The following is a 24,070-nucleotide window of genomic DNA, read 5'->3' as shown; positions in this document are numbered from 1 at the left end:
TCCAACCTGCCCTACCCTGCCGTGTCTCAGGTCAATTCAACCTCAATCTAGCTGACAATCCGCTCATCCGCTGTTACCTGCTGCCGGTCGCAGCACCGTCCGACTCGGCCTGCCGATAGCTGTCCGGCACCTGGAACCGCCGCAAGCGCAGGGCATTACCCAGCACGAACACGCTCGACAGGGCCATGGCGCCAGCAGCGAAGATCGGTGACAGCAATACACCGTAGGCCGGGTACAACACCCCGGCCGCCACCGGAATCAGCGCGGTATTGTAGGCAAAGGCCCAGAACAGGTTCTGGCGGATATTACCTATAGTCGCCTTCGACAGCGCGATGGCATTGGGCACGCCTTGCAGGTTGCCGGACATCAGCACCACATCGGCGGCTTCCATCGCCACATCGGTCCCGGTGCCGATAGCCAGGCCGACATCGGCCTCGGCCAGCGCCGGAGCATCATTGATGCCATCGCCGACAAACGCCAGTCGGCCATGCTCGGCCTTGAGGCGGCGCACCGCATCCACCTTGCCCTCGGGCAGTACCTCGGCCACCACCTCATCGATGCCCAGGCGCGCGGCAATGGCCCGCGCGGTACCTTGGTTGTCACCCGTGATCATCGCCACCTTGAGACCCAGCCGGTGCAACGCCTCGATCGCCGCCGGCGTGCTCAGCTTGATCGGATCAGCTACTGCGATGATCGCCGCCAGCTTGCCGTCGATTGCCGCGTACAGCGGCGATTTACCCTCGCTGCCGAGGCGTTCCGCCGTCTGCGCGAAGATCCCGACATCCAGCCCCAGCTCACGCATATAGCGGTCCGCGCCGACCTGCACCGGGATGCCCCCGGCGTTGGCTCGCACTCCCATGCCAGTGACCGACTCGAAGTCTTCCAACACGGGCAGTGTAATATCCTCCCGCTCCGCCGCTTCGACGATGGCGCGGGCAATCGGGTGTTCGGAGCGCGACTCCACCGCGGCGATACAGCCCAGCACCTGGATACGCTCGAAGCCTGCGGCCAGCTCCAGATCGGTGAGTACCGGACGGCCCTCGGTCAGGGTACCGGTCTTGTCCACCGCCACCACCGCCGCGTCCTTCAGCAATTGCAGAGCCTCCCCCTTGCGAAACAGCACGCCCAGCTCGGCACCACGGCCGGTACCGACCATGATCGAGGTCGGCGTGGCCAGGCCCATGGCACAGGGACAGGCAATGATCAGCACCGCCACCGCATTGACCAGCGCAAAGGTCAGCGCCGGTGACGGGCCGAATGCCAGCCACACCAGGAAGGTCAACAGCGCCGCGCCCATCACCGCCGGGACGAACCACATGGTGACCTTGTCCACCACCGCCTGGATCGGCAACTTGGATCCCTGGGCCTGTTCCACCAGCCGGATGATCTGCGCCAGCACCGTCTGCCCGCCCACCGCCGTGGCGCTGAGGGTGAAGGCCCCGGTCTGGTTGACCGTGCCACCGACCACCTCGCTGCCTGGCGACTTCTCCACCGGCACCGGTTCGCCCGTGATCATCGACTCATCGACGTAGCTGCGGCCCTCCAGCACCTGCCCATCGACCGGCACCCGTTCCCCCGGGCGCACCTCGACCACATCACCGGCCACCACCTCGCCCAGCGGAATATCCAGAATGCGGCCATCCCGCGAGACATGCGCGACCTTGGCCTGCAGCCCGACCAGCCGCTGGATCGCCTCCGAGGTGCGGCCTTTGGCCCGCGCCTCGAGGTAACGCCCGAGCAGGATCAGCGCCACGATCACCGCCGCCGCCTCGTAGTACACGTTGACCGTACCCTCTGGCAGCAGCTGCGGCATGAAGGTGGCCACCACCGAGTACAGATAGGCCGCCGAGGTGCCGACCGCCACCAGCGAGTTCATGTCCGGGGCCAGGCGCAGCAGCGCCGGGAAGCCCTGCATATAGAAGCGCCGACCGGGTATCAGCAGCACCAGCGTGGTCAGCACGAACTGCAGGTACCAGCTGCGCTGCATGCCGATACTATTCATCACCAGCTCATGCAGCGCCGGCACCATGTGCGAGCCCATTTCAATGACGAACACCGGCAGCGCCAACAGTGCGGCAATCAGCAGATCGCGTTGCAACAGCTCACGCTCGGCGTCCTTTCTCGCCACCGCCTCGGTATCGCCGCCCTGCCCGGCAGTCCGCACCACATGCGCCGGATATCCCGCCTTGGCGCTGGCAGCCAGTAGCGCATCGGCACTGGCAACACCCCGGATGCTGGCACGCTCTGTAGCCAGGTTGACGGTTGCCTCGGTCACACCGGGCACCGCCTTGAGCGCCCGTTCGACCCGACCGACACAGGAGGCGCAGGTCATGCCCTCCACTGCCAGCTCGATGCTGCTTGCCGGTACCTCATATCCGGCCTTCTCCACCGCCTGGACCAGCGCCGCCCTGTCGACCACGCCGGCGGGTTTGACATCGGCACGTTCGGTAGCCAGATTGACCACGACACTGCCAACGCCCTCCACCTTGGCAAGTGCCCGCTCCACTCGCCCGACACAGGAGGCACAGGTCATCCCCTCGATTGGCAGGGTAATGGTTGCGGTGCTGTTCCGACCGTCATCTTTAACCGGCACGCTCATTCTTGCCTCCTGGCACTGGTATGCAATATGGCTGGCAGCGTAGACCTTGCCATGATGGGAAGGTCAAGGCGAGGCGTATCAGGCTGTCAGGCGTCCTGGGCTGTCATGGCGGATCGTCGGCGTTATAAGATGGGCCATCAGTCATCAGCGGAGTCCGCCATGAAAACCCTGCCAGACCACCTGCGTTACACCACGGGCCACTGTCGCCTTGGCGGCCTGTTGCTGGCGGCCAGCGAGGCGGGCATTGCTGCGATCCTGCTGGGTGACGGGGACGAAGCGATGATCGCCGATCTGCAGCAGCGCTTCCCCACTGCGACGCTGGAACCGGACACGGCTGGATTGGACAAGGACATGCGGGCGCTGCTGCGCTATGTGGATCATCCGCTGGGCAAGCTGGACTTGCAGCAACCATTGGCTGCCCATGGCAGCGCGTTTCAGAAGAAGGTATGGGCCGAACTGGCCAAGGTACCTGCGGGCCAGACCATCACCTATGCCGAACTGGCCAGGCGCGTAGGCAACCCCGCCGCCGTGCGCGCGGTGGCGGGTGCCTGTGCGGCCAACCCGCTGGCCATCGTGGTGCCCTGCCATCGGGTATTGCGCAGTGACGGTGGGATTTCCGGTTACCGCTGGGGGGTGCAGCGCAAGCTGCAGTTGATCGAACTGGAACGCCAACTGGCCAGCGACGGCTGACCAGTTGGCCTGCCCTCAGAAGCAGTCTGCGGGCATATCCAGCGTGGAACGATCCGCCTGCCCCAGCACCTTGGCCAGCGCCAGCGGTTTCGGCAACTCATAACGAAGGAAGTACTCGCAGGTTCTGAGCTTGCCTTCGTAAAAGGCCCTGGGTCGATCACCGCCCTGCTGCAGACCGCGCAAGGCAGTCTGCGCCTGGCGCAGCCACATCCAGCCGACCACCACGTGACCGAAACACTCCATGTACAGGTAGGCATTGGCCAGGCCGCGTTCGGTATCCTCCCTGCGCACCGCCTGCAGTGACTCGGTCACCGCCTGCAGGGTATCCAGTGCTTCACCCAGCAGGCCGCTGGAGGCTTGCAGTTGCTCGATACCCGCGCAGGCTGCGATGGTCTCGCGGATATACTGGACCAGCGCCGTGTAGAAGCGGGCCTCCTGCATCGGCACCTTGCGGCCCAGCAGATCCTGCCCCTGAATGCCGTGGGTGCCTTCATGGATCGGGTTCAGACGGTTGTCACGGTAGAACTGCTCCACCGGGTATTCCCGGGTGTAGCCATAGCCGCCATGCACCTGAATCGCCAGGCTGTTGGCTTCGACGCAGAACTGCGAAGGCCAGGACTTGACGATGGGGATCAGCAGATCCAGCAGCCCCGCCGACTCCTCGCGCAGCAGCGGGTCCTCGGCGTATTTCTTCTCATCCGACAGCGTGGCGGCATACAGGCACAGCGACAACCCGCCCTCGACGAAGGCTTTCTGCGACAGCAGCATGCGGCGGATATCCGCGTGCTGGATCAATGGGATCATCGGACTCTGCGGGTCGCGCTCCTTGAGCGGACGCCCCTGGCGACGCTCGCGAGCGTACTCCAGTGCATGCAGGTAGCCGGTGTAGCCGAGCATCACCGAGCCCAGACCGACACCGATGCGCGCCTCGTTCATCATGTGGAACATCTGCGCCAGCCCCTGGTTCGGCTCCCCGACCAGATACCCCACTGCGCCGCCCTGCTCACCGAAGTTGAGCATGGTCGAGGTGGTACCGCGATAACCCATCTTGTGGATCAGGCCAGCCAGGGTCACATCATTGCGTTCACCCAGGCTGCCGTCCTCGTTGACCATGAACTTGGGCACGATGAACAGGGAAATACCTTTCACACCAGGCGGCGCATCCGGCAGTTTGGCCAGCACCAGATGCACGATATTCTCGCTCAGCTCGTGGTCCCCGGCGGAGATGAAGATCTTGTTGCCGCTGATGCGATAGCTGCCATCGCCGGCAGGTATCGCCCGGGTCTTGATATCGGCCAGCGAGGAGCCGGCCTGCGGCTCGGTCAGACACATGGTGCCGAAGAAGCGTCCGGCCATCATCGGCTCGGCAAAACGACGCTTATACTCCTCGCTGCCATGCGCCATGATCAGGTTGCAGGCGGCAATGGTCAGCCCGGCGTAGGCCTGGGTGCTGACGTTGGCGCCCTTGATCAGGCCGATGCAGGTCTGGGCGATCACCGAGGGCAGCTGCATGCCACCGCGCTCGTAATCCTGGGAAGCAGCCATCAGGCCGGTATCACGCAACACGGCCAGCGCCTCGGACACTTCCGGGCGGATCACCACCTTGCCGTTCTCGAAGCGCGGCTCGTCGCCGTCACACAGGTGATTATGCGGCGCGAAGGTTTCAGCGCCGACCTTGAGGGCCAGCTCGATCGCCGCATCGAAGGTATCGCGGCTGTGATCGGCATAGCGGGTGAATTCGGTAAAACGCTCGACATCCAGCAGCTCGTACAACAGAAAGGCGAGATCGTCGGTATTGATGATCTTCTGTGTCATGAAAAATGCTCCGGGTCAGCTTGAAACGAACAGGTTCAGCCAAAAGCAAAACCCGAGCAGGGCTCGGGTTCGCTTGCGGGTAGCAGCCTACAGTCTATTGCAGGATCAAACGATCTCGAACAGACCAGCAGCACCCTGACCACCACCGATGCACATGGTCACGACCACGTACTTGACGCCACGGCGCTTGCCTTCGATCAGTGCATGACCGGTCAGACGCGAGCCGGTGACCCCATAGGGGTGACCGATGGCGATGGAACCACCGTTGACGTTGAGGTTTTCCATCGGGATGCCCAGACGGTCGCGGCAGTACACCACCTGGGAGGCGAAGGCTTCGTTCAGCTCCCACAGGCCGATGTCGTCCATCTTCAGACCGTTACGCTCGAGCAGACGCGGAATGGCGAATACCGGACCGATACCCATCTCGTCCGGCTCGCAACCGGCGACGGCGAAACCACGGAAGATACCCATCGGCTCGATGTTCAGTTGCTCGGCAACCTTGCCGTTCATCACGGTGCACACCGAGGCGCCATCGGACAGTTGGCTGGCGTTACCGGCGGTGATGAAGTGCTCCGGACCCCGTACCGGGTTCAGCGAGGCCAGACCTTCCAGGGTGGTCTGCGGACGGTTGCACTCGTCACGAGTCAGGGTGACCTGCTGGTCGGTGACTTCGCCGGTCTCCTTGTTCTGCACCTTCATGCTGGTGGTGAAAGGTACGATCTCATCGTCGAACTTGCCGGACTCCTGGCCTGCGGCCACGCGCTGCTGGCTGATCAGCGAGTACTCGTCCTGGGATTCGCGGCTGACGTTGTAGCGCGCGGCCACGATATCGGCAGTCTCGATCATGGACAGGTACAGCTCGGGCTTGTTCTTCATGATCCATTCGTTGGTGCCACGGAACATGTTGATCTTGTCGTTCTGGCACAGGCTGATGGACTCGACGCCACCGGCTACGATCGCCGGGATCTTCTCGCTGACCACACGCTGGGCGGCAATGGCGATGGACTGCAGGCCGGAGCTGCAGAAACGGTTCAGCGACATGCCGGCGGTAGTGACCGGCAGACCGCCACGGATGGCCGCCAGACGCGCCATGTTCTTGCCCTGGGCGCCTTCATGGAAGGTCGCACCGAGGATCACGTCTTCAACCAGTGCAGGGTCGATACCGGCACGTTTGACCGCTTCTTCGATAACGAAGCCGGCCAGATCGACGCTGTGCGTGTCATTCAGCGCACCGCGGTAGGATTTGCCCAGGCCGGTACGGGCCGTGGATACGATTACTGCATCAGTCATGGTTCAGCTCCTGTTTTCAAGCCTGGCGCCCGAGGGCGCCGCGTATTACGTGATGACGGATCAGGCCGTCTGTTCCTGTTTCTCCCCCCAGGCGGCGAGTGTGTCACGCGCCTCGCGGTAGGGCTTGATACCCATCCACAGCAGCACCACGGCACCAATGGTGATGACGCTGGCTACCCAGAAAATCGAATAACGTATGGCCATGTCGTCCTGGAACACGTAGTCGGTTACCAGTGCCACCGCGGTCGGGCCGATGCCCAGGCCGATCAGGGTGATGACGAACAGATAGATCGCCGAGGCCTGGCCACGCATGGAGTTGGGCATTACTTCCTGGATCGCTGCCGGCGCAACACCAAACGGCATGGCCACGGTGAAGACATTGAAGAACATGACGATCCACAGCAGGGTCATATTGTCGATCAGGTAGACCACGTTGCACAGCAGCGTCAGCACCGCTGCCAGCAGGCCAACACGCATGTTCGAGTCATTGTAGCCACGACGGGACAGATAGTCGGACAGGCGTCCACCGAACACGATGCCCAGCGAGCCGGCGACCATGACCAGCGAACCGTAATAGATACCCACCTCGCCCGGAGTCAGGCCGTGGTTACGGATGAAGAAGGTCGGAATCCACGCCGAGGCGCCATAGGAGGCGAACGACAGGCAGGCAAAGCCGAAGTTATGACAGATTACCGCCTTGCGGATGCTTAGCAGGTAGGCGCCAACATCTTTCAGCGGCACCGCCACACCCGCACCCACGCCCTTGCGGCTCGGCTCGCGAATGGCCAGCAGCACCAGGCTGAACAGCGCACCGGCGGCACCCAGGACCAGGAAGATCATCTGCCAGGGCCGAACCGTACCCAGCAATGGCAGGACAACATCACCCCGGGCATTGGCCCAGGTAATGACGATACCGCCGAGCAGAAACGCCAGGCCGGCACCCAGATAGATTCCCATGGAGTAAACACTGATCGCGGTGGCGCGCTTTTCCGGCGGGAAGCTGTCAGCCATCAGCGAATAGGCCGCTGGCGACAGCGCTGCTTCACCGGCACCCACGCCAATGCGGAACACCACGAAGTGCCAGTACTGCTTGGCCAGACCGCAGGCAGCGGTCATCAGACTCCAGAACAGGATGCCCCAGGCAATCAGCCCACGGCGGCTGCGGGTATCGGCTACCCGCCCCAGCGGGATACCGGCAATGGTGTAGAAGATGGCGAAGGACAGGCCCATCAACAAGCTCATCTGCGTATCGGAAATACCCAGGTCGGCACGAATGGGCCCCACCAGCAGATTGAGAATCTGGCGGTCGATGAATGACAGCACATAGGCCATCAAAAGGATGGCAACGGTGAACCAGGCACGAGGCGTGGATGGATAGTTATTATTGTTCAGCACTGGGCTCTCCGATACGTCAGTGGACTCGTCGGAAGACTATCAGGTTCGCACTGCGAAAGTCGATTTCAAAAAACTCGCATCAGTAAAGAGGATGCGGAATTATCATTTTGAACTATGACGGTTTCCAATCATGACAAAAGCGGCCCTGATTTCCCGTTCCGGAGTCTTGATTAAAGGCGACTTTTGGCGCTTGAGAAAGGTGGGACTGACCGTTGGCAGGGGCAAATACCGGCTCTGTCGTCGAGCAGGCGCTGACAACCCGGTCGGGTGTAGCGCCCCGGTCTGCGCCCGGGGGCTACGCCGACCTGATCAGGCAGCGGCGCGCATGCCGCTGACCAGGAGGGACTGCAGGGTATCGGCACAGGTTTGCCGGCGCACCTGGTCGAACAGTGCCTGCGCTTCGGGGTAGTTGCGGGCCAGGAAGCCCAGCCATTGCTTGAGGCGACCCGGTGCATGACGATCAGCGACCCGCTCGCGTACCTGGACATAGAAGTCGACCAGCCAGGGTTGCAGCTCGGCCCAGCTCAGAGGTGCCACCGCCCCGCTCCGCTGCAGATCCTGGATGCTCAGACCCAGATCCGGGCACGCCACCAGTCCACGCCCGATCATTACCTGGCTGCAGCCGCTGACCTGGCGAATGCGCTGGTAGTCCTGCACATCCGCCACGTCACCGTTGGCGACCACCGGCACGCTCACGGTCTCACGCACGCGGGCCAGCCAGTCCCAGTGCGCCGGCGGCTTGTAGCCATCCATCTTGGTGCGGGCATGCACAGCAATTTCCGCAGCGCCCGCATCGGCCAGTGCCCGGGCGCACTCCAGCGTCTGACTGGTATCACTGTAGCCAAGACGCATTTTCGCGGTGACCGGTACATGCGCCGGCAGCGCGGCCCGCACCGCGGCAACGATCTGATACAGCGTCTGCGGCTCGCGCAGCAGGGTCGCGCCGCCGCGGTGACGGTTGACGGTCTTGGCCGGGCAGCCGAAGTTCAGGTCCACCGCCGGCGCACCCAGATCGGCCAACAGCGCCGCGTTATACCCCAGCCAGTGCGGATCGGAGCCGAGCAGTTGCGGATGCACCGGCACACCGGTGGCCGTCTTCCAGCCCTGCGCACTCTCCGGCACGATGCGCTGGATACTGCCGATATTCAGCGGCCCTTCGGTAACGCGGATGAACTCGCTGACGCAGCGGTCAATACCACCGATGCGGGTGAGAATATCGCGCAACGGCGCATCCACCAGCCCCTCCATCGGCGCCAGGATGATGCTGTGGTTCATGGCTCGATACCATGGCTGGCCAGCAATTCGAGCAGACCGGCTTCATCCATCACCGATACGCCCAGTTGCTCGGCCTTGGCCAGCTTGCTGCCCGCTCCCGGCCCGGCTACCACGCAATGGGTCTTGGCCGAAACGCTGCCGGCGACCTTGGCGCCGAGGCCTTCCAGATAGTCCTTGGCCACATCCCGGGAGAAACGCTCCAGGGTACCGGTCAATACCCAGGTCTGACCGCTCAGCGGCAGGTCGGCGGCCTGGGCCCTGGGGCTGTCCCAGTGCATGCCGAAGTCCTTCAACTGCTGCTCGATGCGTTCGACCCGCTCACGCTGCTGCGTATCCTGGAAATACTCGCGCAGGCTCTTGATCGCCTTCTCGTTGAGCCGCTCGACCTGCTTCAGGTCGAGCCAGTCAGCCTGCATGATCGCCTGCAGACTGCCGAAAGTACTGGCCAGACGCTCGGCTCCGGTGCTGGCCACCGAGGGGATCTCCAGCCGCGCCAGGAAGACTCCGAGGCTGACACTGGCGGCGAACTCCGGTGCCAGATCACCCTCTTCCTGCAACTGCACACCGCGCTCGAGCAACTGGCGAATCACCGTCTGGTTGTGCTCGTCCTCGAAGAACGCGGTGATCTCGTGGGCTACTTCCGCACCGATCTCCGGCAGGAACATCAGTACTTCAGCCAATGCTCGGCTGATACGCTCCAGGGTACCCAGAGCCCGGGCCAGCAGCTTGGCGGTTTCCTCGCCGACATCGGGAATCCCCAGCGCATAGATGAAGCGCGCCAGGCTCACCTGCTTGCTCTGTTGGATGGCCAGCAGCAGGTTGTTGGTCGATACCTCGGCAAAGCCCTCCAGGGTGATCACCTGCTCGTAGGTCAGGGCAAACAGGTCAGCAGGTGAGGCGATCATCTCCCGCTCGATCAGTTGCTCGACGATTTTCTCACCGAGACCGTCGATATCCAGCGCACGCCGGGACACGAAGTGGATGATCGCCTGCTTCAATTGTGCCTTGCATGCCAGCCGGCCGACGCAGCGATACACCGCCCCCTCGGTCACCGTCTGCTTGCCCCGCCCGCGCTTGACCAGTTGGGTGCGCTCCACCGCCGAACCGCATACCGGGCAATGCTCGGGGATATGGACCGGTCGGGCATCGGCCGGACGCAGGTCGGTGACAACCTGCATGACCTGGGGAATCACATCACCGGCGCGGCGGATGATCACCGTATCGCCGATCATCACGCCCAGGCGCTGCACCTCGTCCATATTGTGCAGCGTGGCATTGGACACGGTCACACCGGCCACCTGCACCGGCCGTAGCCGCGCCACCGGTGTGACCGCCCCGGTGCGCCCGACCTGGAACTCCACATCCAGCAGTTCGGTCATTTCTTCACTGGCGGGAAACTTGTGGGCGATGGCCCAGCGCGGCTCGCGGGCGCGAAAGCCCAGCTCACGCTGCCAGCCCAGGTCATTGACCTTGAATACCACACCGTCGATCTCATAGGGCAACGCATCGCGCCGCTCACCGATGTCACGGTAGTAAGCAAGGCATTCTTCGATACCCTCGACCAGCTTCATCTCACGGCTGATCAGCAAACCCCAGTCGCGCAGACGGTGCAGGATGCCGACCTGGGTATCCGGCAACTCACCCTCGAAGCGGCCGATGCCATAGCAGCAGAACTCCAGCGGACGCTGGGCGGTGATATTGGAATCCAACTGGCGCAGCGAACCGGCCGCGGCGTTGCGCGGATTGGCGAAGGTCTTGCCGCCGCTGTCCCGGGCGCTGTCGTTCAATCGCTCGAAGCCGGCCTTGGTCATGTAGACTTCACCACGCACTTCCAGCACCGACGGCCAGCCTTCACCGCGCAGCTTCAATGGAATATTGCGCACGGTACGCACGTTGGCGGTAATGTCCTCTCCAGTGGTGCCGTCGCCGCGGGTGGCGCCGCGCACCAGCATGCCATTCTCGTACAACAGGCTGATGGCCAGCCCGTCCAGCTTGGGCTCGCAGCAATACGCTACTGCCGCCCCGCCCCCCAGCAGATCGCCCTCCGGCAGGTCCAGACCGCGCCGCACCCGCCGGTCGAAATCCAGCATGTCGCTTTCTGCGAAGGCGTTGCCCAGGCTGAGCATGGGCACATCATGACGCACCTGACCGAAGGCCGATGAGGCCATGCCCCCGACCCGCTGGGTCGGCGAATCGGCAGTGATGATGTCGGGGTTGGCCTCCTCCAGCGCGCGCAGCTCGTTGAACAGGCGATCATATTCGGCGTCGGGCACGCTGGGCTCGTCGAGCACGTAGTAGCTGTAATTGTGCTGGTCGATCTGCTCACGCAGTTGCTTTGCGCGTAGCGCCGGGTCGGGAATCACGGTCATGGTTGGTCAAATCATCGGCGGTGGAACAAGGGCAGTGATTGTAGCAGGGAACCCATCAACGCTGGCGGCGAAGCATGGCTGCGGGGTGATAGCAGGACTGCTCATCGCGGCGAGGCGCCGCTCCCGGGAAAAGCAGTTGCCAGCGATTACGCCAGGCTCGGGTGGGGCAACGTTTGGTAGGAGCCCCGCTCCGGGGCGATAGCAAGACAACCCATCACTGCGAGGGGCCGCTCCTACAGAAAATAGTGCCCATGCCCCCGCAGGATGTTAGCGACGCAGGCCGAAGCGCTTGCGCTCGAACTCGGCGATACGCTGGCGATAATGCTCGATGGTCTGGGCGGTCAGCACGCTGCGGTTCTCGTCCTTCAGATCGCCACCCAGCTCCTGGGACAGCTTGCGGGCCGAGGCGATCATCAGGTCCAGCGCCTGTTTCGGGTGTCGCGGACCGGGCAGTCCCATGAAGAAGCTCACCGCCCGGACGTGGCTGTGGTCCAGCTCGTCCAGATCGAAGATGCCCGGTTTCAGCGCGTTGGCCATGGAAAACAGCACATCACCATTGCCGGTCATGCTTTCGTGGCGATGGAAGATATTCATGTCGCCATAGCGCAGGCCACTTTCCATGATGCTTTGCAGCATTGCTGCACCGGGGAACCCTTCTTCGCTGCGGGCCACCACGTTGATGATCAGTACTTCCTCGACCGGTGCTGGCTCATCGGCAGAGGGCGCAACGGCTTCGCTGGCCGTTTCGCTGGCAGTCATGATCGGTTCGGCACTCGGCTCACGCACCTTGCGTACACCGGGTTTCGGCTCGGAACGTGAGGCAGCCAGCGGCTCGGACCGGGGCTCGTCAAGATCCAGCCCCACCTGTTCCGGCTGCTGGGGTACGCCGGTGGCCACATCGATATCATCGACCAGGTCATCGCCGAAGGACGGTTCCTCGCGCTCGCCGCGGCCAATCACCCGCGCCGGCCCGAGCAGTTCATCATTGTCGGGCGCATCGGGCAGGTCCTTCAAATTGCGTTCGAGCTTGAAGCGTATGCGGGAGCGGCCACCCATACGCCGCCAGCCATCAAAAAGAATCCCCGCAATGACCAGAAGGCCGATGATGATTAGCCACTCACGCAAACCAAAATCCATGAATATGCTGTTCCCGTTATGCCGTAGACAATTAGGGGCATGTTGCTGAATAACATGCCCGGAATTCATGCGAGACAGTAACACGCCCGCCGCTGATTTTGCACCGGTCGATTCTACACTTCCGCCAGTGCTACCGCCTCTTCAACATTGACTGTGACAAGCCGGGAGCATCCTGGTTCATGCATAGTCACCCCCATCAGCTGGTCGGCCATTTCCATGGCGATCTTGTTGTGCGTAATGTAAATGAATTGCACCCGGCTCGACATCTCTTTCACCATCCGCGCATAACGTCCGACGTTGGCGTCATCCAATGGCGCGTCCACCTCGTCGAGCATGCAGAACGGCGCGGGATTGAGCTGGAATATCGAGAACACCAGAGCGATCGCCGTCAGCGCCTTCTCGCCGCCGGAGAGCAGGTGAATGGTACTGTTCTTCTTGCCCGGCGGGCGCGCCATGATGGTCACGCCGGTGTCCAGCAGATCATCGCCGGTCAGTTCCAGCCAGGCGCTTCCCCCACCGAAGACCTTGGGAAACAGATGCTGCAGTCCGCCGTTGACCTTGTCGAAGGTTTCCTTGAAGCGGCTGCGGGTCTCCTTGTCGATCTTGCGGATAACCTGCTCCAGGGTATCCAGCGCTTCCACCAGATCGGCATTCTGCGCGTCCAGATAGCGTTTGCGTTCGGACTGCTGCTCGTACTCCTCGATAGCCGCAAGGTTGATCGCGCCGAGCCGCTGGATCTGCCCATCCAGTCGCGCCAACTGCTGCTCCCACTCGGTTTCGCTGGCGCCTGATGGCAAGGTGGCGATCACACCCTGCAGGTCGTAACCGGCTTCCAGCAGTTGCTCCTCCAGCCCCTGGCGACGGGTCTGCATGTCACGCGCCAGCAAGCGCTGCTCATCCAGCTGGCTGCGCAACACCTGGGCCTGCTGTTCGGCCTGATGGCGACGGCGGTCCTGTTCGCGCATCTGCTGATCGACCTGTTCCAGGGCCTGCCGGGCAATGCCCAGATCCTGCTCGGCCTGCAACCGGCGCTCCAACAGCGCCTCCAGCTCGATCCGCTGATCGTCTTCCGGGCCCTGGGCCTCTTCGAGTGACATCTGCAGTTGCTCGCGGCGTTCGGCCAGACGCTCGGCCTGGCCCTGCAAGCGTTCCAGCCCCTGGCCAGTGGAGTCGAGTTGCGCGCGTACTGATTGCACCCGCAGAGCCAGCTGGTGAGCACGGTCCTTGTGCTGGCGCGACTGTTGCCGGGCATGCTCCAGTTGTTCACGCACCTGCTCGCGCTGCTGCAGCAGCGCTTCGCGGCGGGCAGTATCATCGGCCATGCGCTCCAATGCGTCCTGCAGGGTCAGACGCGCTTCCCCCAGTTGCTCCAGCTCGTCGCCACGCTGGGCCTTGATATCCTCCAGATCGGCCACGATGCGCTGACGCCGGGCATTGACCTGCTCCAGGCGCACTTGCTTGGCGGAGTTCTGCGCCTTGAGTTCGCCCTGCTCGCGCCCCAGGCGCGCCAGCCCCTGTTGCAGGGCGTCGCGCTGCAGCTCCAGTTGTCGAATACGCTCGCGCAACTCGGCCACCCGCCGCTCACCGGCATCGAGCTGGGCCTGCTGCTGCTCCAGGCTGGCCTGCAGCTGCTCCATTTCCTGCTGCCGGGCGAGCACACCCGCTTCCTGCTCGTCACCACCCTGAAAGCGCAGCCAATTCGGCCCCAGCCAGTGGCCTGCCGGGGTAACCACGGACTCATGGCTGGCCAGCGCGCCGCGCATGGCCAGCGCCTGCTGCAGGTCGGCGGCGATACGGATGCCACCGAGCCAGGGTGCCAGGTCCAGCGCCGAGTCGACCTTGCCCAGCAGACGGTCGGTTACCGTGACATTGCCGGCAGTCGCCGTCGATCGCTCTACCAGACGCAGATGGCCCTGCTGAAAGCTGTCGATCGGCGCCTGTAATTCATCCAGCGAGGCCAGGCTGACCGCTTGCAGGTCATCGGCCAGCACCACTTCCACGGCCCGCTCCCAACCGGACTCGACGCGCAACTGCGCGGCCAGCACCGCGGCGCGGTCCAGTCCCTGCTCCCGCAACCAGTCCTGTACGCCGGCGCCCTGGTCCAGCGCGGCCTGTTGCAATGCTTCCAACGAAGCCAGGCGGCCACCATGACGCTGGTACTCGCCCCGGCGAATATCCAGCTCCTGGTTCAGTGCGTTGAGCGTTTCGCGCTCCTGCTGCAGGGTATCGGTCAGATCATCCAGCTGCTGTTGGTCGGTTTCACTGCGCAGCTCCAGCTCGGCCAACTGTTCGGCCAGCTCGACCAACTCCTCGTCCAGCGAGCCAGCGGACAGCCCCGCCCGCTCATCCTCGAGGCGCTGGATACGGTCACCGAAGCGCTCCACGCTCTGCTCCAGGTGACGGATACGTGACTGCTCCACCTCGGCCTGCTGGCGTGGCGCACTGGCCTGCTGGTTGAATTCATCCCAGGCGCCCTGCCAATGCTGCATCCCCTCCTCGGCGGCCAGCATCTGTGCGGCGGTATCCTCCTCGGCGGCACCGGCCAGCTCCAGTTCCGGCTCGATGCGGGTCAGCTCGTCATTCAAGTCGGCCAACAGCGCCTGATCCTGGGTCAGATGGCTCTGCGCTTCCTGCCAGGCCTGCTCGGTCTGCTGCAGGTCCTCGCGCAATTGGCGCTGACGATCACGATTGAACTGCAGCGTCTGCTCGATGCGGCTGATCTCGGCCCCGATGCTGTAGTAGCGCGCCTGTACCTGATTGAAACTGTCGTTGAGCTCGCTGTGCTGGTCACGCTGCTTCTCGATCTCGCTGTCGGCGTTGCGTTGCTCGGCGATGATCGCCTCCAGCGCCACCTCCAGGCTGCGCACCTGCTGCTCGCGTTCGCTGGTGCGGGCGTCCAGGGTCTGCCAGCGCAGCGCCTGCAGTTGCGCCTTGAGCTGGCGCTCCTCGGCTTTGTAGGTCTTGTATTTCTCGGCGGCCTGAGCCTGACGGTGCAGATGCGCCAACTGCCGCTCCAGCTCTTCGCGCAGGTCGGTCAGGCGCTCGAGATTCTCATGGGTGCGACGGATGCGGTTTTCCGTCTCGCGGCGGCGCTCCTTGTATTTGGAAATGCCCGCCGCCTCTTCGATAAACAGACGCAACTCATCGGGCTTGGCCTCGATCAGCTTGGAGATCATGCCCTGCTCGATGATCGAATAGCTGCGCGGCCCCAGGCCGGTGCCCAGAAAGATATCGGTGATATCCCGGCGTCGGCATTTGGTCCCATTGAGAAAATACTGGTTTTGTGCTTCACGGGTTACTTTACGGCGAATGGATATCTCGTTATAGCCGGCATATTCGCCTTGTAAAGTGCCGTCACTGTTATCGAAGATCAGCTCGATAGACGCCTGCCCTACCGGCTTCCGGCTATTGGAGCCGTTGAAAATGACATCCGTCATCGACTCGCCGCGCAGGTTCTTGGCCGAGCTTTCACCCATCACCCAACGTACCGCATCGATGATATTGGACTTGCCGCAACCATTTGGCCCGACCACAGCCCCCATATTAGTAGGAAAGAAAACTGTGGTAGGATCCACGAAGGACTTGAATCCCGCCAGTTTGATGCACTTGAGTCGCATTGAAAAATGTCTGTCCCTTGCCGTTCGGTGAGTATCTGGCAGTCATCCGGCGGATTTGCAGAAATAAGAAACGTCCCTTTTACCTGTATTACTCCCTGAATAGAAGCCCCATGACCATGCATTGATATTCATTGCATGGGAAAGGCTCATTCGGTTGAGCAGGTTGCCAAGCAATAGGCTTTACTGGGGATTGGCAGTGCCGTGGCAAGCGCGCTGTTGCAAAGGTGAAGCAAAGTTAAAATTCGATATTGGATAAGAGAATGTCTGCCACGACAACAAACCAACCACTAGCTAACGGCTGGACCACCAGCCGAGTCATTGGCCTGATCGCCGGCGTTGTGCTGCTGGCCATGACCATTCTACTCCCCGCGCCGGAAGGCATGAGTGACGCAGCCTGGAAGGCCGCCGGCCTGATGATGCTGCTGGCTGCCTGGTGGGCCACCGAGGCGATTCCGATTCCGGCCACCTCGCTGGCACCGATCGTGTTGATCCCCGCTCTGGGCATCGGCACTATAAGCCAGGCCACAGCCCCCTATGCAAACCCGACCATCTTCCTGTTCATGGGTGGTTTTGTGCTGGGCCTGGCGATGCAACGCTGGAACCTGCACAAGCGTATCGCTCTCATGACGCTACTGGCGGTGGGCACCAAACCCAGCCATCAGATCGGCGGATTCATGATTGCCACCGGCTTTCTCAGCATGTGGGTAAGCAACACCGCCACCGCCATCATGATGCTGCCGATCGGCCTGTCGGTAGTCAGCATGTTTGAAAATGATGATCCAGTGGCAGTTCGCAAATACGCCACCGCGCTGCTGCTGGCCATCGCCTATGCGGCCAGCCTCGGCGGTATCGGTACCATCATTGGTACACCACCGAATGCGCTGCTGGTGGCCTACCTGGCTGACAACCATGACATTCACATTGGTTTCGGTCAGTGGATGCTGATCGGGGTGCCGATTTCAGTGCTGATGCTGATCACCGTGTGGTTCCTGTTGGCGCGCAAGGACTTCGGCCTCAAGGCCGAAAACAACAGCCGCGAATTGCTGCAGAAACAACTTGCCGACCTGGGGCCGATGAGCCGTGGCGAGAAAACCGTGGGCGTGGTATTCCTGCTGACCGCTGCCGCCTGGATCTTCCAACCGCTGCTGTCCAGCGCACTGATTCCCTGGCTGAACGACACCAGCATCGCTATTGCTTCAGCCATCATCATGTTCCTGATTCCAGTTGACCGTGAAAAAGGCAACCTGATGGACTGGGAGACTGCCTCGAAAATGCCCTGGGGTGTGCTGCTGCTGTTCGGTGGTGGTCTGTCCCTGGCCGCGGTGATCACTTCTTCCGGCCTGGCCGTCTGGATCGCCGAATCCCTTTCCGTGATAGGTACGCTGCCGACCCTGGCCATCGTGCTGGTCATTACCGCAGTGATCATATTCCTCACCGAGATCACCAGTAATACCGCAACCGCTGCAGCCTTCCTGCCGCTGATGGGCGCCCTGGCGATGGCTCAGGATGTGTCGCCGATCCTGTATGCCGTACCGGCCGCTGTTGCTGCCAGCTGTGCCTTCATGATGCCGGTGGCCACCCCACCGAATGCCATTGTATTCGGTACCGGCCATATGAAGATCACCGACATGATCTCCGCCGGTTTCAAGCTGAATATCGCTGGCGTTATCATCGTCGGCCTGTTGGCCTACTACCTGATGTTCCTGGTATTCGGAATCTGAGTTATTCCGACTGAGCAGTGCCGAGCCGCCGTCCCAGTGACGGCGGCTTTTTTATGGGAGATGCCCTGAGGCCTCAACTTCAGGCCCTGTTCTCGCGCCACATCATCCCTCAGCTCCCCCGTCATCCTTCTCACCCCCGTCATCCTTCGCGAAGGCGAAAGATCCACCGCCACTCCGAGTCAACCGGAACGGTGGATCCCCGGCCTCAGCTTTGGCTTCCTGCGCCGCTCCAATTCCTGCATCCATGCAGTCGTGCGTCGGGGATGACCAGGTAAGAGGACGATGGCAAGCGGACAGATGACGGGCTAGGTAAGCGAGAGAGCGAAGTGGTGGCGCGGTGGTGGGCAAGATGATGAACAGGGGTAAAGATGAGCAGATGCTGTTTCGTGAAACGGTTAGGGCTGGCGGGAGAGATATCCGGACATGAGAGAGTGGCAGTCGGATAGAGGCGCGCTCCATCCACAACCGGACCTTCTGCAGAAGCGCAGTATGCCAGCTTCTGCAGAAAGCCCAACTTGCGCCGAGATGGCGCCCGCAAATAGACCTGGCGCTTACAAAGCCCGGTCTATGCGCAGGACCAACTGCCCTTCTTGCTCACCCACCACCACCTCAACCGCTTCGGCTTCATGACTGGCCTGCATCACATCGCTGCTGGGGGATATGCGGGCACTCACCTGCAGCACCTGGCCCGGTTGCAGGGTGGTGCCGGGCATCAGGGCGTCGTTCGCATCCAGAACCACCTGCGCCGGCAGGCTCGCCTTGTCCAGGCGCTCGGCGAACAGCGGCATCGGCGGACCTTCCGGGTCGCGGGCGGAGACGAAGACCACCGCCTCATCGGGGAACTGTGCGGCCACTTCGTCGGCCAACTCTATGCGTACGCTGACCTGCGGCTGCTCGGCATCAACCACGGCATCCTCTGACGATGCCCCTGCCGATTGCTGCATGCGCTCACGGGCACGATCGATGCCGCCCTGGATCGCCCGGGCGCCGTCGCTGCCAGGCGCCATGCCGGCCTTCAGCCGTTCCCAGTAGGTAATGGCCCCGGCATACTCCCCGGACTCGAACGCGGCGATACCCAGCAGGCCCAGCGCGGTCGGCTCGAACGGGTTCAGCTCCAGGGCGCGATCCAGCGCTGCCACGGCTTCGGTATCGAGCTTGTTGGCATTGGCGAAGAACCGCGCCTGGGCCAGTTGAGCCAGCACTTCGGCGCGCTCGCCGATGCGCTGCAGGCTGTTGCCGAACGCCTCTACCGACTCGGCGGGACGCTGATCAGCCAGGTAGGCACGACCGAGCATGTACCAGACTTCGCCATTCTCCGGCTGGACTTCGGTGATGCGCTCCATGCGGTCGATATAGTCGGCCAGGCTGTCCGGCATCGGATTGTGCTCCATCTCCCGCAGCAGCGCCAAACCCGCCGGGTTGCCCCAGCTCATGTACAGGCCGATGACCACCAGTGGTAGCGCACCGGCGGCCAGGATCAGCGGCCAGGGCCCGCCACGGCGCAGCGGCCGGCGAGCCTCATCCGCCTTGGCGGTATCTTCGAGCAGCAGCTTGCCGGCTTCTTCCAGGGCCGTGGCATGCAGCTCGGGGGTCAGCTCGTTGGCGGCCAGCTGTGCATCCAGTTCGGCGACCCGCTCTTCATACAGGGCCACGTTGAGGCCGGTTCTGTCGACTCTCTTCTGGCCACGCAGCTTCCATACCGGCCAGACTACAACAAGCATGCCCGCCAGCATCAGCAGCGCGCCATACAACCAGAAATCTGTCATCAGTTATCTTCTTCTCTTTCCAGCAGGGATTGCAGGCGCCGTTGTTCGTCCTGGCTCAGGTGCTGTGCGGCTGATTCACGCAGCGCCCGCTGGCGACGACGCAGCAGAACGATCAAGACGATGACACCACCCAGCAGCAACGCCGCCGGGGCGAACCACAGCACCACGGTCGCCGGCGTCAACGCCGGCTTGTAGCGCACGAAGTCGCCATAGCGGCTGACCATGAAATCGATGATCTGGTCGTTGTCCTTGCCCTCGGTGAGCATGCGATGCACTTCACGGCGCAGGTCCATGGCAATCGGCGCATTGGAGTCGGCGATGTTCTGGTTCTGGCACTTCGGGCAGCGCAGCTCGTTGCTCAACTGATAGAAGCGCTCACGTTGCGCGTCGGTCTCGAACTCGTAGGTATCCACCGCGGCCATGGCAATGGGTGCCAGGGCCAACAGAAGGAACAGGCACCAGCGACGAATCATGGCTGTTCCCCCTCAAGCAGCGCCTGGTACCGCGGCCCGAGCTGGGTTTCCCAGACTCGCTCATCGACCACACCGACGAACTTGTAGCGGATGATGCCTTCGGCATCGATCAGGAAGGTTTCCGGCGCGCCATAGACACCCAGATCCAGCCCGAGACGGCCTTCGGTGTCGCTGATATTCAGTTGGTAGGGATCGTGGAACTCCTTGAGCCACTGTCGCGCATCGGCGGTGTTGTCCTTGTAGTTCACCCCGTAGATGACCACGCCCTGGTTGGACAGGCCGTTGAGCACCGGGTGCTCGACGCGGCAGGCGACGCACCAGGTAGCCCAGACGTTGACCAGCGCCGGCCGGCCGAGCAGGTCGGCCCGGGTCAGGGTCGGGCCACCCTCTTCCACTGCCGCCAGGCTGAACTCGGGGAATGGCTTGTCGATCAGTGCCGAGGGCAAGGTGCTCGGGTCGATGGCCAGATCCTGCTGGTTCTTCTTGTCGTTCAGGGTTTTCAGGAACAACGCCAGCAGCAGCAGGAACAGCACCAGCGGAATCAGCATCCAGGGTCTGCGCATCAGGCAACCTCCCCACTTGCCGCCTGCGGTGCGGTACGCCGCTGGCGCACCCGCAGACGATAACGTTTATCGCTGGCTGCCAGCAGACCACCGAGGGTCATCAGCAGGCCACCGCCCCAGATCCAGCGTACGAACGGCTTGATATGCACCCGAATGGCCCAAGCGCCATTTTCCAGCGGCTCACCCATGGCGACGAACAGGTCGCGGGTGAAGCCGGCCTGGATGCCGGCCTCGGTCATCGGCATGTTCTGTACCGTGTACAGGCGCTTTTCCGGGTTCAGCAGGGCAATCTGCCGGTCATTGCGATAGACCTCGATATGGCCCTTGTCGGAAATCCAGTTGGGACCTTCCCGGTGCGTAGCCCCGGTGAACAGGAAACTGTAACCGCCCAGCTCCAGGGTGTCGCCCGGGGCCATGCGCAGGTCGCGCTGGCTATCGAACAGGCTGGCGCCGACCACCCCGACGGCACATACGGCGATGCCGACATGCGCCAGGGTCATGCCCCAGTAGCTGCGCGACAGGCTACGTACCCCGCTCAGCAGGCCCTTGTGGCGCGACTTGTCGAGAATGTCGCGCACAGCGCTGCCGGTTACCCAGAACACCAGGAACAGCATGCTGCCGACCGCCAGGTGGTGATCACCGATCCACACCGCCAGCCCCACCGCGCCAATCGCCGAGAGGATCAGTACCCACTTGAGCTGACCGAACAGCCATTTCACCGGGGTATCCTTCCAGCGGCTGAGCATGCCCACGCCCAGCGCGAGCATCAGGATCGCCATCAGCGGCACGAACAACGCATTGAAATACGGAGGACCCACCGACACCATGGTGTCGGTCAGGGCGTCGAGCACCATCGGGTACAGGGTCCCGAGCAGCACCATCAGGGCTGCCACCACCAGGATCACGTTATTGATCAGCAGGAAGGTCTCCCGCGACCACAGGGCGAAGCCGATCTGACTCTTGACCACCGGCGCCCGCACCGCATACAGCGCCAGGGATCCGCCGACCACCACCAGCAGGAAGCCGAGGATGAACACGCCGCGCTCCGGGTCGGTAGCGAAGGCGTGGACCGAGGTCAGCACACCCGAGCGTACCAGGAAGGTACCGAGCAGGCTCAGGGAGAAGGCGGCGATCGCCAGCAATACCGTCCAGCTCTTGAACACCCCGCGTTTTTCCGTCACTGCCAGCGAGTGGATCAGTGCGGTCCCCACCAGCCAGGGCATGAAGGAGGCGTTCTCCACCGGGTCCCAGAACCACCAGCCACCCCAGCCCAGTTCGTAGTAGGCCCACCAGGAGCCGAGCACGATACCCAGGCCGAGGAACGCCCAGGCGACAATGGTCCAGGGCCGTGACCAGCGCGCCCAGGCCGCATCCAGGCGGCCGCCGAGCAGCGCGGCGATGGCGAAGGCGAAGGCCACCGAGAAACCGACATAACCCATGTACAGCATCGGCGGGTGCACGATCAGGCCGAAGTCCTGCAGCAACGGGTTCAGGTCGTTGCCATCCGCCGGGAAGTACGGCAACTGCCGATCGAAGGGGTTGGAGGTGGCCAGCATGAACCACAGGAAGCCGACGCTGATCATGCCCATCACCGCCAGTACCCGGCTGAGCATTTCCTCCGGCAGATCCCGGGAGAAGATCGCCACGGCGAAGGTCCAGGCAGCGAGAATCAGTGCCCACAGCAGTAGCGAGCCTTCATGGCCGCCCCATACCGCGCTCACGCGGTAGTACCAGGGCAGCGCTGAGTTGGAGTTCAGTGCCACATAGGTCACGCTGAAGTCATTGCTGACAAAGGCGTGCACCAGGCAGATGAAGGCGAACAGCACGAACAGGCACTGGGCGAATGCCGCCGGCTGGGCGAAGCCCATCGCCAGGGTATCGCCACGCCAGGCGCCATACAGCGGAACGGTTGCCTGCAGCAGCGCCAGTACCAGGGCGATGATCAGGGCGATCTGTCCAAGCTCGGGAATCATTCGGCCTCCGGGTCAGTTGGAGGACGGCGTATAGACGCCATCCACTTGCATGTGATCAACCTTTTTCAGCGCCTGGGCCACTTCCGGCGGCATGTACTCCTCGTCATGCTTGGCCAGAACCTCATCGGCGACCAGCATGCGGTTCTCGTTCAGCCGTCCCAGCGCCACTATGCCCTGCCCTTCGCGGAACAGGTCAGGCAGGATGCCGCTGTAGGACACCTGCACCTGCTCATTGCCATCGCTGACGGCAAACACCACTTCCAGGCTGTCGGGAGCACGTTGCAGGCTGCCGGCGACCACCATGCCGCCTGCGCGGATGCGCGCATCCTGCGGCGCCACGCCGGTGGCGATTTCAGTCGGCGTATAGAACAGGTTGATATTCTGCCGCAGTGCACCGAGAGCCAGGGCCACGGCGACGCCGACCCCGAACACGACCAACAGAATCAGCAACAGGCGTTTCTTGCGCTGCGGATGCATTACATCACCTCCCGACGGCGGCGGCGCGCCTCTTCATTGACCAGACGCCGACGGGCCAGCCACGGCTGCACCACGTTCAACGCCAATACGACCAGGGTTATGGCATAGGACGACCAGACATAGATGCCGTGTCCGCCCATATCCAGCATTTCATTCAGGCTGCTCATGACAGTTTCTCCAGCGTCTCGCGCACCCAGCGGGTCTTCTGCTCCCGGCGCAGGACCTCGAGGCGCATGCGCATCAGCAGGCTGACGGTGAACAGCGCATAGAAGCCCAGCACCATCAGCAGTAGCGGCAGCCACATTTCCATCGGCATGGCCGGCTTTTCGGTGACCTTGAAGGTGGCCGGCTGATGCAGGGTGTTCCACCAGTTCACCGAGTACTTGATGATCGGGATATTCACCGTGCCGACGATCGCCAGCACCGCCGTGGCCTTGGCCGAGGTCTCGCGGTTGCTGATCGCCTGACCCAGGGCGATGATGCCGAAGTACAGGAACAGCAGGATCAGCATGGAGGTCAGGCGCGCATCCCACACCCAGTAGGTGCCCCAGGTCGGCTTGCCCCAGATGGCACCGGTAAGCAGCGCAACAAAGGTCATCCAGGCGCCGATCGGTGCCGCGCACTTGAGCGCCACATCGGCCAGTTTCATGCGCCAGACCAGACTGACCACCCCGGCCACCGCCAGCATCATGTAGCAGGACTGGGCAACGAAGGCCGCCGGCACATGGATGTAGATGATCCGGAAGCTGTTGCCCTGCTGGTAGTCCTGGGGCGCGAAGAACAGCCCCCAGACACTGCCCACCAGCAGCAGCGCCACACCCGCCACGGCAAACCAGGGCAGCCAGCGGCCACTGATGTCATAGAACCACTTGGGCGAACCCAGCTTGTGGAAGAAACTCCAGTTCATGCG

17 protein-coding genes are annotated in these 24,070 nt (G+C 62.8%); 2 read left to right on the top strand and 15 right to left on the bottom strand.

The window, feature by feature from the left end:
* Nucleotides 1–73 precede the first annotated feature (73 nt).
* Entirely contained in the window at nt 74–2,599 is a 2,526-nt protein-coding gene (locus CQ007_RS07435) for a heavy metal translocating P-type ATPase (RefSeq protein WP_105644713.1), read from the bottom strand.
* A 159-nt stretch (nt 2,600–2,758) separates the two neighbouring features.
* Between CQ007_RS07435 and CQ007_RS07430 the strand changes: the two genes are divergently transcribed.
* On the top strand, nt 2,759–3,289 hold the full coding sequence (locus CQ007_RS07430; RefSeq protein ID WP_158256737.1) for a methylated-DNA--[protein]-cysteine S-methyltransferase: 531 nt from the start codon (nt 2,759–2,761) through the stop codon (nt 3,287–3,289).
* Between the two features lie 15 nt (nt 3,290–3,304).
* Here CQ007_RS07430 and CQ007_RS07425 read toward each other — a convergent pair whose 3' ends face one another.
* The 7 genes from CQ007_RS07425 to smc form a co-directional block, all read right to left on the bottom strand.
* The gene (locus tag CQ007_RS07425) at nt 3,305–5,104 is read right to left on the bottom strand and encodes an acyl-CoA dehydrogenase (protein WP_105644709.1); all 1,800 of its coding nucleotides are present in this window, start codon (nt 5,102–5,104) and stop codon (nt 3,305–3,307) included.
* Between the two features lie 105 nt (nt 5,105–5,209).
* Nucleotides 5,210–6,394: an acetyl-CoA C-acyltransferase gene (locus CQ007_RS07420; protein WP_105644707.1), complete on the bottom strand. Its 1,185-nt coding sequence runs from the start codon at nt 6,392–6,394 to the stop codon at nt 5,210–5,212.
* A gap of 60 nt (nt 6,395–6,454) precedes the next feature.
* Complete coding sequence (locus CQ007_RS07415; RefSeq protein ID WP_105644705.1) at nt 6,455–7,789, bottom strand: MFS transporter; 1,335 nt, start codon at nt 7,787–7,789, stop codon at nt 6,455–6,457.
* Nucleotides 7,790–8,098: 309 nt separating this feature from the next.
* On the bottom strand, nt 8,099–9,064 hold the full coding sequence (locus CQ007_RS07410; RefSeq protein WP_105644703.1) for a tRNA-dihydrouridine synthase: 966 nt from the start codon (nt 9,062–9,064) through the stop codon (nt 8,099–8,101).
* Nucleotides 9,061–11,433 (bottom strand): NAD-dependent DNA ligase LigA, encoded by a 2,373-nt coding sequence (gene ligA / locus CQ007_RS07405; protein WP_105644701.1) that lies wholly within the window; start codon nt 11,431–11,433, stop codon nt 9,061–9,063. The genes CQ007_RS07410 and ligA overlap by 4 nt, the downstream gene beginning before the upstream one ends.
* Before the next feature lie 267 nt (nt 11,434–11,700).
* Nucleotides 11,701–12,570, bottom strand: coding sequence for a cell division protein ZipA (gene zipA / locus CQ007_RS07400; RefSeq protein WP_105644699.1), 870 nt, complete (start codon nt 12,568–12,570; stop codon nt 11,701–11,703).
* A gap of 113 nt (nt 12,571–12,683) precedes the next feature.
* Entirely contained in the window at nt 12,684–16,187 is a 3,504-nt protein-coding gene (smc, locus tag CQ007_RS07395) for a chromosome segregation protein SMC (protein WP_105644697.1), read from the bottom strand.
* Between the two features lie 260 nt (nt 16,188–16,447).
* Here smc and CQ007_RS07390 point away from each other — a divergent pair, with 260 nt between their 5' ends.
* On the top strand, nt 16,448–17,908 hold the full coding sequence (locus tag CQ007_RS07390; RefSeq protein WP_105644695.1) for a DASS family sodium-coupled anion symporter: 1,461 nt from the start codon (nt 16,448–16,450) through the stop codon (nt 17,906–17,908).
* Nucleotides 17,909–18,459: 551 nt separating this feature from the next.
* Here CQ007_RS07390 and ccmI read toward each other — a convergent pair.
* The 7 genes from ccmI to CQ007_RS07355 are packed head-to-tail and all read right to left on the bottom strand — an operon-like array spanning nt 18,460 to nt 24,067.
* On the bottom strand, nt 18,460–19,674 hold the full coding sequence (ccmI, locus tag CQ007_RS07385; protein ID WP_105644693.1) for a c-type cytochrome biogenesis protein CcmI: 1,215 nt from the start codon (nt 19,672–19,674) through the stop codon (nt 18,460–18,462).
* Entirely contained in the window at nt 19,674–20,147 is a 474-nt protein-coding gene (locus tag CQ007_RS07380; RefSeq protein ID WP_105644691.1) for a cytochrome c-type biogenesis protein, read from the bottom strand. Before CQ007_RS07380 ends, ccmI begins: the two co-directional genes overlap by 1 nt.
* Nucleotides 20,144–20,710 carry a DsbE family thiol:disulfide interchange protein gene (locus tag CQ007_RS07375; RefSeq protein WP_105644690.1) on the bottom strand — a complete coding sequence of 189 codons (567 nt, stop codon included), beginning with the start codon at nt 20,708–20,710 and terminating at the stop codon, nt 20,144–20,146. Before CQ007_RS07375 ends, CQ007_RS07380 begins: the two co-directional genes overlap by 4 nt.
* The gene (locus CQ007_RS07370; RefSeq protein ID WP_105644688.1) at nt 20,710–22,683 is read right to left on the bottom strand and encodes a heme lyase CcmF/NrfE family subunit; all 1,974 of its coding nucleotides are present in this window, start codon (nt 22,681–22,683) and stop codon (nt 20,710–20,712) included. Before CQ007_RS07370 ends, CQ007_RS07375 begins: the two co-directional genes overlap by 1 nt.
* Before the next feature lie 12 nt (nt 22,684–22,695).
* On the bottom strand, nt 22,696–23,160 hold the full coding sequence (gene ccmE / locus CQ007_RS07365; RefSeq protein ID WP_105644686.1) for a cytochrome c maturation protein CcmE: 465 nt from the start codon (nt 23,158–23,160) through the stop codon (nt 22,696–22,698).
* Nucleotides 23,160–23,327, bottom strand: a complete 168-nt coding sequence (ccmD, locus tag CQ007_RS07360) for a heme exporter protein CcmD (RefSeq protein WP_105644684.1) — start codon at nt 23,325–23,327, stop codon at nt 23,160–23,162. The genes ccmE and ccmD overlap by 1 nt, the downstream gene beginning before the upstream one ends.
* Complete coding sequence (locus CQ007_RS07355; protein ID WP_105644682.1) at nt 23,324–24,067, bottom strand: heme ABC transporter permease; 744 nt, start codon at nt 24,065–24,067, stop codon at nt 23,324–23,326. Before CQ007_RS07355 ends, ccmD begins: the two co-directional genes overlap by 4 nt.
* Between the last annotated feature and the right edge of the window lie 3 nt (nt 24,068–24,070).

It is taken from the genome of Pseudomonas sp. MYb185, assembly GCF_002979975.1.
In the GTDB taxonomy this organism is placed as follows: Bacteria; Pseudomonadota; Gammaproteobacteria; order Pseudomonadales; family Pseudomonadaceae; genus Halopseudomonas.
The sequence above is the reverse complement of the archived record's forward strand: the minus strand, read 5'-3'. Positions and strand labels throughout refer to the sequence as shown.

What these genes read in the sequence shown, in the direction of transcription:
- CQ007_RS07435 (WP_105644713.1), bottom strand. Translation starts at nt 2,599, where the DNA reads ATGAGCGTGCCGGTTAAAGATGACGGTCGGAACAGCACCGCAACCATT.
- CQ007_RS07430 (WP_158256737.1), top strand. Translation starts at nt 2,759, where the DNA reads ATGAAAACCCTGCCAGACCACCTGCGTTACACCACGGGCCACTGTCGC.
- CQ007_RS07425 (WP_105644709.1), bottom strand. Translation starts at nt 5,104, where the DNA reads ATGACACAGAAGATCATCAATACCGACGATCTCGCCTTTCTGTTGTAC.
- CQ007_RS07420 (WP_105644707.1), bottom strand. Translation starts at nt 6,394, where the DNA reads ATGACTGATGCAGTAATCGTATCCACGGCCCGTACCGGCCTGGGCAAA.
- CQ007_RS07410 (WP_105644703.1), bottom strand. Translation starts at nt 9,064, where the DNA reads ATGAACCACAGCATCATCCTGGCGCCGATGGAGGGGCTGGTGGATGCG.
- ligA (WP_105644701.1), bottom strand. Translation starts at nt 11,433, where the DNA reads ATGACCGTGATTCCCGACCCGGCGCTACGCGCAAAGCAACTGCGTGAG.
- zipA (WP_105644699.1), bottom strand. Translation starts at nt 12,570, where the DNA reads ATGGATTTTGGTTTGCGTGAGTGGCTAATCATCATCGGCCTTCTGGTC.
- smc (WP_105644697.1), bottom strand. Translation starts at nt 16,187, where the DNA reads ATGCGACTCAAGTGCATCAAACTGGCGGGATTCAAGTCCTTCGTGGAT.
- CQ007_RS07390 (WP_105644695.1), top strand. Translation starts at nt 16,448, where the DNA reads ATGTCTGCCACGACAACAAACCAACCACTAGCTAACGGCTGGACCACC.
- ccmI (WP_105644693.1), bottom strand. Translation starts at nt 19,674, where the DNA reads ATGACAGATTTCTGGTTGTATGGCGCGCTGCTGATGCTGGCGGGCATG.
- CQ007_RS07380 (WP_105644691.1), bottom strand. Translation starts at nt 20,147, where the DNA reads ATGATTCGTCGCTGGTGCCTGTTCCTTCTGTTGGCCCTGGCACCCATT.
- CQ007_RS07375 (WP_105644690.1), bottom strand. Translation starts at nt 20,710, where the DNA reads ATGCGCAGACCCTGGATGCTGATTCCGCTGGTGCTGTTCCTGCTGCTG.
- CQ007_RS07370 (WP_105644688.1), bottom strand. Translation starts at nt 22,683, where the DNA reads ATGATTCCCGAGCTTGGACAGATCGCCCTGATCATCGCCCTGGTACTG.
- ccmE (WP_105644686.1), bottom strand. Translation starts at nt 23,160, where the DNA reads ATGCATCCGCAGCGCAAGAAACGCCTGTTGCTGATTCTGTTGGTCGTG.
- ccmD (WP_105644684.1), bottom strand. Translation starts at nt 23,327, where the DNA reads ATGAGCAGCCTGAATGAAATGCTGGATATGGGCGGACACGGCATCTAT.
- CQ007_RS07355 (WP_105644682.1), bottom strand. Translation starts at nt 24,067, where the DNA reads ATGAACTGGAGTTTCTTCCACAAGCTGGGTTCGCCCAAGTGGTTCTAT.